Raw genomic sequence first — 13408 nt, forward strand, 5'->3', positions numbered from 1 at the left:
CTTCAGGAATTAGCTAATAGCAGCCCTGGCAGAAGAGTTAAAGACTTAGAAGACCTCTACATGAAATCGCTGTGTGCCACAGTCGAGCCACGAAAAAGTTTAGATGAGCTTGAAGAGGAAGTAGGCACACAGGGGAGACAATGGCTTTTGGGCGGAATACTTCCACAGGCAACCACAGCACTGGTAATCGCCGATGGTGGCGTTGGCAAAACCAAATTTCTTTACGACTTACTGCACTGCATAGCCGACGGTAAAAACTGGAATGGCTTCCCTGCCACTGCCGATAGTCGCCGCGTTCTTATCTACCAGGGTGATGAATCAAAACACGATATGCTTCAGGCCCTAAATAAGCGCGGCTTTAAACCAGGTACAGAAGTTCGTAAGAAGACAGGAGTCAGATTTGGCTGGAACACCGACGCAATGCCAACTCTGTATGAAGACGCGGCTGAGTTTAAACCCGCAGTCATCATGATCGACTCACTGACCTTTGTTAGCCGCTACTCCCTTTACGACGAAAACAGAACAGAATACTCTCGCCCCGTCCTGGAGCTAAACAAGTTCGCGGCGGAAACGGGGATAACCGTAGTCATTGTTCACCACACCAACAAAAGCGGAGGGTCTAGGGGGACGACAGCAGTTAGAAATGCTGTCTCAGAAGTTATCAAACTTGAGAAAGACTCCAACCCCAGCGCTAACCCGCAAGAGAAAATTCTCACGATCGAGAAATCGCGATCGCGCCGATTCCCCGCCAGCTATCGCCTATTCTTTAACGAAGAGGATTTCAGCTTCTCTCTGTTAGAGGAAGTTGGTCAGGAACTGGGTTCACCAGACAATTCCACCAAAGACCGGATCATCAAATTTTTACAAGAACACGCCAACAAGAAATTTGAAGCTGAAGAAGTAGCTCACTATATCAGCACTACCTCTGGCAATGCACGGCGCTGTTTATCGCAATTAGCCAGAGACGGACTAATAAGCCTTGACGAGAGAAGCTTGAGCGGTACGAAAAAGTTGTATTACATTGCTTGGGAATCGGGAAACTGTAGTACAGAAACTCTGTTACAAAGTGCAACAATAACACCATCTACGCGGATCACCTTTGAAAATAACTCAAACACTTATCATGACGAGATAAATGGTAAAAACGATGATGTGTATAAAAACGATGGATCACCTGTGATCACCTCTATGATCACCTTGACGGATCACCTTACCAACCACAATACCAACCATTCGTCAGAAAGCACTTCAGCCGATAACTTGCCAGAAAATTTGGAAGGTGATCACCTAAGTACATCAGGAATTGCAATTTTATCAAATCCCGAATCAGAAGAAAAAATCAACTTCAATGATGATCACCTGATCACCTTAGCCGGAAATGCAGAGCCAGTAAGTGATTCAGAAGGTGATCCGGTAAGGCGATCGCAAGGTGATCACGAGGTGATCCAATGCGATCGCGATCGCATTTGTGACAGCAGCGATATACTACATCAGCCCAAACTAACAGAACTTGGCTTTAAAACTAAAGACACAATCCGTATCACCGCCTGCCCCGGCAGGACAGAACTGATTGGGCGGGAAGAAACCATAGAGAGACTTTCCGATAAAACTATCAGGACTGCATCTGGATTGCACTTTGTAGCCGGAGAATTTGAGAAATGCTCACCAACTAAAAATAGCCCCACCTTTACCGCATTGCTCAAAGGTGATATTTGCCACTGCTCTCTTCACAACAAGAAAGCCAAGATCCAAGAAATAATTGTTACCAGAGCAGAGGCTAAAATCGTGCTTGCTGGTGACATAGATATAATCCGAGTGAAGCTATCTGACCTCACGGCATTAACCTGGAAGCCGGAACCAGGGAGAACTGCAATGTACGGGGGAGAACTGGTGAAAATTGTCGGATTCAAAAGCCGTGGCAGAGAATTGCAGATAGAGTACGCCTCTGGCAAATTTGACTATGTTAAGCCTAATAAGCTCAGTGAACCTAATTCAAGCACGCAATTATAATCTGGCGTTTGGCGATCGACAAGTATAAAAAAGCTCATACTAGCACTTGCTTGCATGAAACTACATCAAAAGTTAGCGTAGTGGAAACCTACCTCTGAGGGGTTCACCCGTCATCGTCGTCGTCATTAACATCATCAGCAATGACAATATTCACGCCGTCAGACCCAGCTTCAAAACCGACGATGCTAAATGTTTCGCCATAGCCATCAGTCAGGGAGATACGTGCATCGCTGGGAAAATTTTGTAATTCAAGAATCAGTTCCTGTACGGTTATTTCTTTGGTTGCAGAGGTCATATTTTTCTCCGATTTAAAAATGCGATCGCGGCTAGTTTGAATTAAAACCAATTTCAGATTATTCGATCAGCTCGACTTTGGGGGTAGTAGGTGGGGGTAGAGTTCCTCAACTTCATCCCAAGCACTATTGGTCAGCGCCTCCAGTGCCACGGCTAAATCAAAAGGGTGGTCATAGTTACCAGCTTGCAGTTGACAATAAAAACATTCAATTCTCACGAATAATGCATTGTTCATAGATTTATAAAGTAGCGATCGCGTTTTTCATATCGTCATCGCTCACCTCGATGTACTGAGAAAGCACTTTCAAGTCAGTGTGACCAGTAATTTTTTTAATCATGGCCAGGTTAATACCCTTGTTTGCCAGGTTGGTGATGAAACTCCGGCGGGTGCTGTGGGTGCTGATTCCCTTGGCAGATAATCCAGCTTTGTCAACCGCAGCGCGTAAAATTGCATCTGCCCACCTCAAGGTAATCGGTTTGTCGGTTTCACGAGCCGGAAACAGCCAAACAGAATCTGACTCTGGCTTGTATGCAAGCAATATCTCCTTAAGAACTGGATGCACTGGCACTTGTCGGTTTTTGCGTAAGGCTTTTTGTGCTTTCTGCTTACTATTGGGTTTAGCCTTGCGCGTTCTAGCTCGAAAATTGATATACTCACGTGGGCTACCATCGTCACTGTAAACATCGGTAACTCGCAGCTGTACCAAAGCCCCCCAGCGTTCACCTGTGTACCAAGCCAAATCAAAAAGCAACTTGTATTTACGGCTCCTAATCTGTGTGCGAATTTTTGAACAATCCGCATAACTCAAAACAGCAGCTTGACCTTCTCTATCATTTTTCATTTGACCTTCTCTTCTTAACTGTTCCGGTTTAACCACTCCCAATGGCTAAACCGGAACATTTCTATTTTTAGCTAATAGCTAAATCTGGCTTAATACTATTTACAGCAAGGCTTTTGCGTCTTCAGTGATTGTGCTTGTTTTACATAAAAGTGGAACATTTACATAAATTTGGCTTGCCGCTACAACGGATTTATTCACTTCATAAAATCCATTAATTTCATGGCAGAACCAACTTTAGTACAGATTTTTGGAACTGGGGCATCTCGATTAGCAAGTGGAGCGACAACACCAACTTCTGGATTATTTATTTCTGATGCAGCTTTGCAAGCAGCAGGATTAACTACACCATCAACAGGCACAGCCGAAGGGCATTTAGTAGCAATCGTAAAAAATGCTGAATCATATTTAACTCAAACTAATTTTGATGCAAATATTGATCAATCGCTAATAGTTAGTGATGGCTTTTCTAGTTTTACAACTAGAGGTAGTGATAATACAGCCTACAGACAAGACCAAAAAACAATATCACTTGCCAAAGTTGATGTTGGTTCTACTATCAACCCAGGTGATTACTAATAGCTATGAAATGTTGGAGGTTTTCTGGGCAAGGTGTTAACAACGATGCCTATTACGAGTATTTTGCTTGCGGTACATCCGCGACATTTCAGGCAATGGAAGGAGGGCAAGCACTTTTCCTTGATGGCAGCAGATTAGGGGGAGGTGGATTTGTTTATCGCAACGGTTCGCAATCGGCAAGTGCAGTTAACGATGCAACCCCAACACCTGGATATAACACATACGGTGAATGTAACGCTTGTAAGGTCGTTATAGTACTTTACGATTGCATAAACGGTGCGTGTACACCAAGTACAACGTACAAAACACCAGGATTGTACTCAGATATGAACGCTTGCGAACTCGCTTGTGGTACTGGGTGTAGTGGGAAATGTATTAGTAATAGCGACTGGGCACAAATCGAAGGTTTAGCATCACAACTTAAGAATCATGAGTGTTAAATTATGTCAGCTTCTAGCACTATTGGTAATTTAAAAAGTGCGCTTGGTTGCGCTAGCAAGTGCGATTGCTGTGAGAAGTTGCAAGCTCAAATCAATGCTTTGAAAGTACAATTAGCAGCGATTGATGGTAAATATATTCCTCGCACTAACGAAGCTGCAATCATTAATACTGCCAAAATTCAAGCTAAAGACTTGATATTACCCTTAGTAATTAGTTACGTATTAGGACAATTAAAACCTATTAGAGAACTGATAACAGGTCTTGAAAACACTCTTTTTAAACTGTCTGGACAAATCACTAATATTTTAGGTAAATTGACAGCCTTAGAGCTAACAATAGCTAATGCTTTAAAAACTGCTGCTAATGCATTAGGTATCAGTAATCAAGCACTGAAAGCGATAGGAGAACTATTTGCCAAGCTAGCACCACTGTTAAGCATTCTAGGAACGATTCTAAGTTTAGTAGAGACAATTGCAACCTTAGAGACTCTTGGTAGCCGCATTGATGCTGTTGAGCGTGGCTTAGAAGCTCTTGGTGCTAGCGTATCTGGCATCTTAGGAAAATTACTAGGATTGCAAAATCGAATCAGTAGAAATGAATCTACTATTGCAGAAGTGCGCGGTATAGCAATAGATGCTAGAGGAATTGGCGAGGCTGCAAACTTAAGGGCGGGAAGTGCTTATGTACTTGCAGGAAACGCTCAAACCACTGCTGTGAGTGCAAGCAGTAAAGCATCCCAAGCACAAACCACCGCCGATGGAGCCGTCAAGAATGCTGCAATAGCCAATGAAAACGCTACAACTGCTTACAACAAAGCGGTTGAGGCGCAAGCAACCGCCAATACAGCCACAACCAAGGCGAACGAAGCAACCAAGTTGGCTAACACTGCAAGCAGTAAAGCTGGTGAAGCGTTTGGTAAAGCCGTAGAAGCCCTTGGTGTCGCACTTACAGCACTTGCTTTATTTCAAACTTTCAAAGGCTTGAAAGGACTTAAGGGTGATAAAGGCGATAGAGGTGAGCGCGGATTTGCTGGGGCACAAGGCATACAAGGCCCAGCAGGTAGAGACGGATTGAATGGTGCGCCCGGTGCAAACGGCATTCCCGGTACAGTGGGTCCTACTGGTAGACCTGGTGTTAGTGGTATGCCGGGTAGGAATGGCGCACCTGGTAGACAGGGGAATCCAGGCATAGCGGGAAGGAATGGTAAAGACGTGAATCCAGCAGATTTGGCGAGCTTACGAGGATTGATTATTCAGCAACATGCGGCAACGAGGGCGAATATAAACGCTACCACAACAGGACTATTCGGTAAAATACAGGCTTTTATTGCAGCAGGCAATGCAGCGCTGACCGCCTTAGTAACTGCGATCGCAACGAATACCTATGTCGAAAAAGCAATGCAGTTACTTACCCTTGCAGCAACGTTGCACAATGCTGCAATGTTGTCTAACAACCTCGCTCAAACGTTAGGCACGATCATCAATCAATGTGTAGGTTTAATTCTGCCTAAAGGCATTAACGGACAGCCGATTAATATTACCGAAGTGCTAGGACACGCAATAGAAGACCTCGTAAAAGATGCGATTGGCACTGATAATTACACAACCATTACAACCGATTGGGCAAAAGCAAATCGCATCTATCAAGCGGGAAGTAATGTTTTCAATCAGGTTAGTAATGCCGTTGGTATCCTAACATCTGGCTTAGAAATGATAGGCGGTAATATCGGTAAAATCGGTAACGCTCTAAAAATTTGGGGAGTAGTAGGTCAACATGCCTACGCTTTCATGAACCCTCAACCGAACATGAAAGGCAAGTTTTTTGACTTCATTAATACCGCAAGTGCCGAGGCGAATACTATTCAAATGATGGTAGCAATACCAGTGGCTTTTAGTGCAGCAGCAATCGCAGTCAACGAGAGTACAGACGCTTTTTCTAAGGCATTAGATCAGACCGATCCTGTGGATGCACACGGGAACCCGATACATAATGCCGATGGTAGCGTGAAAAGATACGAACCAGGAGTAACGGTTCCAGATCCCACTAAGACAATACTCGCCCAAGAACAGGCGAAAGCAGATAGCACAAATATTATCGAGGCGACTATTGACGACATTTTCAATGGGAATGACTAACTATGACTAGTAACGGTGTAAATATTCCACCAATAACTGATAGTGGAGGTCAGTTTCCACCTACTTCTAATATCGCCACAGGTGACTCGTTAACTCATTCTAGTACTACCGTAACAGCGGCTACGCCTCCTGAAGATGCCTTACCTGAAAATTACGATCCTTTTCAGCACCTTAAGCAGGTTTATTACCCACAGCACAATGCAGCGGTAGCGCTTTATTTTAAAGATTTACCGACTGACTGGAAACCGAACATTGCAAGCGCTCGTAGTAGCTTACGAGTAGCGTGTACTATCACTCCTGACGATAATGAATTGCTCATTGCAATGAGACATCGTTTATTCTGGGATTTACTGGGATACGGTAACAGTAACCTGATTGTTTACAATGGCTCAACTAATGATATTGCTCCGCCTGTCGCGGGACATCCAAAGGTTTATTTCTATTTCTCACAGGATATTGCAAGTGTTCCACACGGCACATCAAGGCTAGACGCAGAATATAGCTTCCGACTGATAAAAGAGACTGCTGCTACATACACCAAAGCAAAGGCTATTGCTTTGGCAACGTTGATAAAAGAGTTTTTTGTTGTAAATGGGCAAGGAATACAGTTTACTAAGGGAAAAAATATTTATAGCTATACCGACCCGGCGAACGGGTACAGATTAAGAATTTATGCTCATCAAGAAACTGATGCATTGCCAATAATTCAAAAAATGTTGGAATGCACAGAAACTGTTTACAACCAAAATAAGCTAAATACTCATGAACCATTACGAGATAATACAGTTACACCAGTAGAACAATTAGTTTACGAGAAAGAGATAATACCACCAAAGTTTCGCCCAATTGCTAACGTTCGTTTTCGATATGCTTATGTTGAGATACCTTTAGTAAAAAAACCAGTTTATTTAGTAGATACAACATATAAACATATCCCTTTAGTACATTAGGTTTAGTTGCAATTGACAAGAGTTTTAGTTGCAATTGACAAGAGCTTTAGTTGTAATTGATGAGCAAAAGACGAGTGTTAAATCTCTAGTTAAAAATCAGTAGTATTAAAAGTCCCTTAAAATTTTTGTAAGTATCTGCTAATCGCTTCTGGTCTTACTTGAATTTCATCATTTTATTTACTTTTTAATACGAAAACTTCTTAAGTAATACGTATATAAATCTTGCTGTGTTGATTCGTGCGTCAAACGTGCTAAGGAACTATTTAAGGTTTCCTAGTTACTCGTGCGTTATTCGTCGAGGCTATAAAGGTTTTACAACAGGCAAAACGAAGGACGTATAGAAAATGGCAACGGTTGCAAGATTACCACATACTCTTTCTGTAGGTGGAAGAACTTATGTGATGATTCTTCCAGATGAATATGAATCAGCAAATCCCTCAAGTACGGTCGGGACAGTCCTTGGTATTACCAAGGTAACGGGTGCGTTACCTGCTGGTACAGAACACTTGACATTGAAGGCTGGACTTAACGCAGGACTGATATTCCATATAGCTATTTCTTACAAAATTAATGGAATTCGTAAGCGCTCTAAGCTCGTGTGCAGCCGAGATAACATTGCCGGGGGATTAGCTTTAGCAGGTTCAACTTTTAGAGGTCAACCTATTACTAGCAGTGTTATTCCAGAACATTTGACTTTCTCATAATCATCTATTAATTAAAAGGAAATAGAAAATAATGGCACTTTATGGTATTGCAAGGCTAGCAGTAGTAGTCACTGCTGCCACTCCAGGGGTAGGGAATGAACCGGGTACACCTGCTGAAACTGATGTGTATTATTTCAGAGTTAGCCCAGGATTTTATAGCGCAGGTCCAATCGCAACAGCCACAGGCATTACAGAAGTAGCTCTGACTAAAGCTACTGGCAAGGCTCTAACACCAATTAAAGAATTAATTCGTGCTGGAGTTCTTACGACTGCTACAGCAATTGCCAAGGCTAGTGATGGAAAAACATATCGCATTAAATTGCATTATGCCGATGCTAAAGACACAACTATTGGTTCTGATATCATCAATAAGACTATTCCGACAACTGTTAATAACACTAAGAGTAAAGGTGCAACTTTTATTGGATTAGTCAATACCACTCGTGTTACTGGACGCAGCTAGTAACGAATGGATTTATCTACTGGTTGGACAACTGTAGGGAATGGAAGCTTCGCTTCTGTTAATGGTTCTATCCCTATATTCACTGTACCAAGTCTTTTAAATGCCCAAATTGTTGCAATTAAGATTTCGACAGAGAACGCTAAACCGACTTGGTACACCGGGGCATGGATAGATCAGAAAGTCTTGACCGGGCTAGATGGCTCAACTTCGTGGATTACTTTCTCTAAAAAGCTTGGACTTGGAGGGAATATTATCTTTTTCCCTCAAGTCATTTCTAACTACTCAGTAGATATTAGTTTTCCAACTTACTTTAAAACTGTATCTGTTGGAGTCTGGATACAAGGATGAACACTCCAAAAAGCACTATTGCAGTTACCACTAATCCACAGCAAGGGATAGTTATAACCCTAGAGACTACAGAGATATTCTTAGCAACTCTTGTTAGTGTATCTATCTTATCTGGGGTGGCTATTCGAGTTATCAGTAAGATGAATACCATTTCATCTTCAATTACCCAAATTGAGAAAGCGCTTAAAGAGCAGGCGAGTAATACTGAAAAGATTGCTCGACTTGACCGGACTTTGGATTTACATATTCAGGAATATGTAAATCGAAAAGATGTAGTTCAAATGTTGATGGGACAGCTTGATCAGAAAATCAATCATAAGTTCAAAAGGCTACTCTTTTACACAAGGGATATTCAACGCTTTCTACAGAAAGGCGGAAATTTCACAATTCGAGAATACGAAGAAAACACAGAGGAAGAATAAAATGTCTAAATCTACTTTGAACACTTTAAGCACGATTTTTGGTTTAATCGCTGGTGGTTCTAACTTGTTAGGCAGTGCTGGTGTGATTAATCATGGTGTGGCTGGCACTATTGGGGGCATTGCTACGGTTATCCTCGGTTACTTGGTGCAGCAACCTGCCGCTGGTGAGCAGTCACAACCACAAAAGTAATGCAGCACATCATTGAGGTATTGGAAATCATTGATTCTGGTCAAAGAACTGGTAGATGGCAATTAACTACTAGATCCGATGGAAATAAACCTCATGGGTTATGCACTCACGTGCATAACTCCTACGATGATGCTTGGAACTGCGTTGAAGCATGGTTAGCAGCTAAAAAACTCCGATGAGTCGCCTGGGGATTCACTCTAACAAGTTGTGATTTTATTAAAATGAGCAAGGGTCGTCTTGCATCCAGTGGGAGGATATCGGCGGGTAGCTGTCCTCGCCCCAACGGGAATGTGGTAAGCCGTTCGACTCGGCAAAGCTTGGCGATTCATCCTAGACAATTAAAAATGCGATCGCAGTTCATCAATTCTATGTACCCCATGTAAGCTTTACCAAGATTTCAACTAGCTCATCTACTTCAAAAGGCTTAGGAATTAATTCTTGAAATCCAGCATTTATTACTTTGCTCAAGCATTCGTCATATGTATAACTTGTAAGAGCCACGGCTGGAAGAAAACCACCTTCCAAAGCTTCTTTGTTTCTGATACTGCGAATTAGTGAATAACCGTCCTTCCCAGGCATCGCGATGTCGCTGATTAGAATATTTGGTTTCCATATTTTTATTACTTCTATAGCTTCATCAGCAGATACCGCTACCTTGGTTTGTGCCTGATAATCTTCCAAAAAAAAATTCAGTAAGGTTGAGCAATCCTCATTATCATCTACTACAAGTACTCGTAAACTATTGAGAGATAAAGATTTTTGTGGGTGTATTCCCTCTAAAAAATTTCTATCTTTTTCTAGATACGTATCAGTCAAATTTTGTGGCAGCATATATCCACCTCCTTCTTGGTAATGACAATTAGGAGTCTTAAAAAGCAGATGATGATAGTCATCTGCTTTTAGACATTATTATCTTAAATTAAAAACCGTTTGTGAACAATTGAAAATATACATTTTTAAATAGTCAAAATCTCCCTAAAGTCACTTGCTATATTACAGCTAAGGCAATACCACCGGAACCGGGAATAAGGTCAAGCGGCCCCTGGCGTGTGAGCCTTCAAATTTTAGCTGCCCAGTGGACACACGAGAAAGTCCACTGGGCAGTAAGCGTTTTTATTTAAATTAGTCAAAGCTTTGCCGTGTTTACCCTTGATAAATGGGGCTTTTGGAGCGTGATACCACTCAATTTAGTCAAGAATTAGTCAAGGGTAAATTTTGAGGTGTGGAAGTAGTGGGTGACGAGGGATTTGAACCCGCAACCAATAGATTAAGAGTCTACTGCTCTACCGTTGAGCTAGTCACCCACACGAATAACCATCATAGCAGACCTCTAACAATTTAGCTAGTGCCGCGCCAAAAAACGAATTAAAGGGGGAATTTGATAGTGAAAGTAGTTTGACCAGTTCCACTCTCTACATAAATTGAGCCGCCTAAATGTCTGACCATTTTCTGCACTAATGCTAATTCCAGTCCAGTGCCGCTATGTTTCCAAGGATCGTGTTTGGAAAGATGATAAAAAGGCTCAAATATCCGTGACAGTTCGTTGCTGGTAAGCTCTAGTCCAGAATTGCTAATATTAAGCTCTACTGCATCCCCTCTCAGTTGAGCAGAAACTGTGACAAACTCACCTGCCGGGGTATATTTGCAGACATGGTTGAGTAGTTCGGTGATAATCCTCTCCATATCTGTAATATCTGTCTCTAAAAGCGGGAGTTCGCGAGCGATACTCAGGTTTAACTGCTGTCGCTGGCAGTTGGTGAGGTCTCGAAAAGACTCGACAATGGGATGAAGCCAGCTTTGTAAGTCAATGGCAATCAATGTTGGGGGATCGGGTTGGGCTTCGAGATATGTGAGTGTGAGTAGGTCGTTAATTAACTTGCTTTCTCGGGCACACTCGTTATGCAGAATCTGCAAGAGTTGTGGAACTATTTCTATCTCTAGTATTTCTGGGGGTGTCAAGACACTTTCGAGGGTTTGGACTGCAAGGCTGATACTAGTGATGGGTGTCCGCAGTTCTTGGGAGAGGTTTCTGAGGAATTGGTTTTTGAGCCGATCGCAATTTTCTAATTCTTTTACCTGTGCCTGGATTTGTTGGTAAAGTTGAGCTTGACGAATTGCGATCGCACATTCATTAGCTACCTGCTGTACTAACTCGATTTCAAATTCATCAAATCCCTCTTGTGATGGTCTTCTCAACCAAAGATTTCCCAAAAACCCTTGAGAATCAAAAATTGGACAAGCCATCTGGGACATAACCAACAACTTTGGTTGCCATGCAGGGGCAATTTCCAAAAATTGCAGAGGTTGTTTTTGCAACAAGGGCTGATAAACTTCCAGACAGTCTGCAATCTGTCTAGTCGCTCCTTGACACTGAGATAGGTTAATGCTGTACTCGTAGGCAATAGTTACCAGGGTTTGACAAGGGCTATAGAGTTCAATTTGGCAACATTCAAGGTTGAGTAACTCTGCTAATTCTTGAGTCACTGTCTGCAATACTAGAGTTTCATCCAGATTGTCGCGGATTTGTTCTGTCATCCGTCGCACCAAGGCTTCAAAGTTTCGCACCTGCTGCAACTGACTTTTGTGCTTCTGTTTTTGCGACTCCAGCTTGCCTTTTATATCCTCAAGCTGCTGACGAAGTTCTGCCTGTCCAGCAGCAATGCCGATTTGAGTTGCCAACTGTTTGAGTAAGTCAGTTTCTGTTTGCTGCCATTGACGAGATTCATGGCAATGCTGGGCAATCAACAGCCCCCACATATTTTGCTCTTTGAAAATTGGCACAGTTACATTGGCTCCGATCTGCAAAGATGCCAGAAAATCTATCTGGCTAGGGTGCAAGGCGGCTGCATAGATATCCTCGACAACTTGAATGCAACCTCGCCCGTAGTGTTCTGGATGTTTGCTATTAAAGCAGGGATCGGTGATATTTTTTCCTAGTAGTGCTTCACTTGTAGCCACAGTTGATTCGGCAATGATTACCCCACTGCCATCAGCCTCGAAGCGATAAATGAGGATGCGATCGCAATTCAAAAATTGTCGTAGTTCAATTGTAGTCTGATGCAGAATTGTCTCTAATTCTACAGATTGGTGAATTCGTCCAGCGATCGCTTCTAGCAATCGTTCCCGTTCAACCTGGAGTTCGACTGCTTCTTGGGCTTGCTTCACAGGAGTAATATTGCTACTAGTACCAATCAGTCGATAAATTCGGGAGTTAGCATCCCTTAGTGGCGTGAGAGTTGTACTCCACCAAGTGAGAACCCCCTGAAATTGCAAACATTGTTCGTAGGAAATAGTTTTGCCGAATAGCACACAGTCAGCATAATGCTGACGGACCCTAGCAGCATCAATAGGGGAAAGAATATCCTCTGGTTTTTTGCCTCGGAGATCGTCTGAGCAAATACCTATCCACCGCTCATGAGTGGGATTAAGTGCCACATACTGAAAATCTCCATCCTCTAGAACATCTACTACAAATATTGATGCCTGCACAGAATTGTACATGCTCAGTAGAAATTGCTCGCTACTACTTTTCTCATCTAGTTCTGTGCCGAAGATAATTTGAGGAGGCGATAATTTTGTCAACTCCATAGTTGATTCTGCTGGATTTATATTCATGCGAGAGTCCCTTTCTGGTTATGACTGACTCTTCTAGGCGCTCTCTTATGGTTACGCTTGTAGTAGATGCACCTTAGCGCCTATAGCAAAGTATTGTCAGCTGTTGCTCATGGAAATTTTGATCTTTCTCTACTTCTTGTCAGAAATCTAGGAAAGCTAATAGGAGTCAGCTTAACAAATCCTGCTTTGTGAAGGCAGAAATTCATTTGCAGGTTAGGGCAAATTTAATGATTTTTGAACAGTTTTCCCAGATTTTTGCATATATTTAGGTGCAATAATCAAGTTTGAACGATTAAATTTACAATTATTCATAAACTTATTGGCCGAGGGTAGGGAATGGGAAGATACAATAAAAGATCCGAAGAATGTTTAATTTCATCTTCAGTTAAATATTGTTGCGTGGCTTGTCTTTCGCTTC

Annotated in this window: 16 protein-coding genes and 1 tRNA gene; 11 read left to right on the forward strand and 6 right to left on the reverse strand. The window is 42.3% G+C overall.

Annotated elements, in window-relative coordinates; translation table 11 throughout:
- Positions 1-2010 (forward strand): AAA family ATPase (locus tag V7K42_RS20595; protein ID WP_334919217.1); only part of this gene is annotated, 2010 nt, incomplete at its 5' end.
- A 103-nt stretch (positions 2011-2113) separates the two neighbouring features.
- Here the strand turns inward: V7K42_RS20595 and V7K42_RS20600 are convergent.
- Genes V7K42_RS20600 through V7K42_RS20610 form a run of 3 tightly spaced genes read right to left on the reverse strand, consistent with a single transcriptional unit; the run spans position 2114 to position 3146 of the window.
- The gene (locus V7K42_RS20600; RefSeq protein WP_334919218.1) at positions 2114-2356 is read right to left on the reverse strand and encodes a hypothetical protein; all 243 of its coding nucleotides are present in this window, start codon (positions 2354-2356) and stop codon (positions 2114-2116) included.
- A gap of 15 nt (positions 2357-2371) precedes the next feature.
- Positions 2372-2539, reverse strand: coding sequence for a hypothetical protein (locus tag V7K42_RS20605; protein ID WP_334919219.1), 168 nt, complete (start codon positions 2537-2539; stop codon positions 2372-2374).
- Between the two features lie 4 nt (positions 2540-2543).
- A complete protein-coding gene (locus tag V7K42_RS20610) occupies positions 2544-3146 on the reverse strand; it encodes a tyrosine-type recombinase/integrase (RefSeq protein ID WP_334919220.1) in 603 nt (200 codons plus the stop codon).
- Between the two features lie 219 nt (positions 3147-3365).
- Here V7K42_RS20610 and V7K42_RS20615 point away from each other — a divergent pair, with 219 nt between their 5' ends.
- The 10 genes from V7K42_RS20615 to V7K42_RS20660 all read left to right on the forward strand — a co-directional run bounded on the left by V7K42_RS20615 (position 3366) and on the right by V7K42_RS20660 (position 9554).
- Positions 3366-3722, forward strand: a complete 357-nt coding sequence (locus V7K42_RS20615) for a hypothetical protein (protein WP_334919221.1) — start codon at positions 3366-3368, stop codon at positions 3720-3722.
- Positions 3723-3727: 5 nt separating this feature from the next.
- Positions 3728-4162, forward strand: coding sequence for a hypothetical protein (locus V7K42_RS20620; protein ID WP_334915496.1), 435 nt, complete (start codon positions 3728-3730; stop codon positions 4160-4162).
- Between the two features lie 3 nt (positions 4163-4165).
- Positions 4166-6298 (forward strand): alanine-zipper protein, encoded by a 2133-nt coding sequence (locus V7K42_RS20625; protein WP_334919222.1) that lies wholly within the window; start codon positions 4166-4168, stop codon positions 6296-6298.
- A gap of 2 nt (positions 6299-6300) precedes the next feature.
- The gene (locus V7K42_RS20630; RefSeq protein WP_334919223.1) at positions 6301-7248 is read left to right on the forward strand and encodes a hypothetical protein; all 948 of its coding nucleotides are present in this window, start codon (positions 6301-6303) and stop codon (positions 7246-7248) included.
- Between the two features lie 344 nt (positions 7249-7592).
- Positions 7593-7952, forward strand: a complete 360-nt coding sequence (locus V7K42_RS20635) for a hypothetical protein (protein WP_334919224.1) — start codon at positions 7593-7595, stop codon at positions 7950-7952.
- A 31-nt stretch (positions 7953-7983) separates the two neighbouring features.
- On the forward strand, positions 7984-8415 hold the full coding sequence (locus V7K42_RS20640) for a hypothetical protein (RefSeq protein ID WP_334919225.1): 432 nt from the start codon (positions 7984-7986) through the stop codon (positions 8413-8415).
- 6 nt (positions 8416-8421) lie between these two features.
- Positions 8422-8763, forward strand: coding sequence for a hypothetical protein (locus tag V7K42_RS20645; RefSeq protein WP_334919226.1), 342 nt, complete (start codon positions 8422-8424; stop codon positions 8761-8763).
- Positions 8760-9185 (forward strand): hypothetical protein, encoded by a 426-nt coding sequence (locus tag V7K42_RS20650; RefSeq protein WP_334919227.1) that lies wholly within the window; start codon positions 8760-8762, stop codon positions 9183-9185. Before V7K42_RS20645 ends, V7K42_RS20650 begins: the two co-directional genes overlap by 4 nt.
- 1 nt (position 9186) lies before the next feature.
- The gene (locus V7K42_RS20655) at positions 9187-9375 is read left to right on the forward strand and encodes a hypothetical protein (protein ID WP_334919228.1); all 189 of its coding nucleotides are present in this window, start codon (positions 9187-9189) and stop codon (positions 9373-9375) included.
- The gene (locus V7K42_RS20660) at positions 9375-9554 is read left to right on the forward strand and encodes a hypothetical protein (protein ID WP_334919229.1); all 180 of its coding nucleotides are present in this window, start codon (positions 9375-9377) and stop codon (positions 9552-9554) included. The genes V7K42_RS20655 and V7K42_RS20660 overlap by 1 nt, the downstream gene beginning before the upstream one ends.
- Positions 9555-9741: 187 nt before the next feature.
- On the opposite strand, the gene V7K42_RS20665 is transcribed toward V7K42_RS20660, so the two are convergent.
- The 3 genes from V7K42_RS20665 to V7K42_RS20675 all read right to left on the reverse strand — a co-directional run bounded on the left by V7K42_RS20665 (position 9742) and on the right by V7K42_RS20675 (position 12990).
- Entirely contained in the window at positions 9742-10206 is a 465-nt protein-coding gene (locus V7K42_RS20665) for a response regulator (RefSeq protein WP_334919230.1), read from the reverse strand.
- Between the two features lie 401 nt (positions 10207-10607).
- A tRNA-Lys gene (locus V7K42_RS20670) sits at positions 10608-10679 on the reverse strand.
- 61 nt (positions 10680-10740) lie between these two features.
- A complete protein-coding gene (locus V7K42_RS20675; protein WP_334919231.1) occupies positions 10741-12990 on the reverse strand; it encodes a PAS domain-containing sensor histidine kinase in 2250 nt (749 codons plus the stop codon).
- Between the last annotated feature and the right edge of the window lie 418 nt (positions 12991-13408).

The organism is Nostoc sp., from assembly GCF_036917455.1.
Classification (GTDB): domain Bacteria; phylum Cyanobacteriota; class Cyanobacteriia; order Cyanobacteriales; family Nostocaceae; genus Nostoc.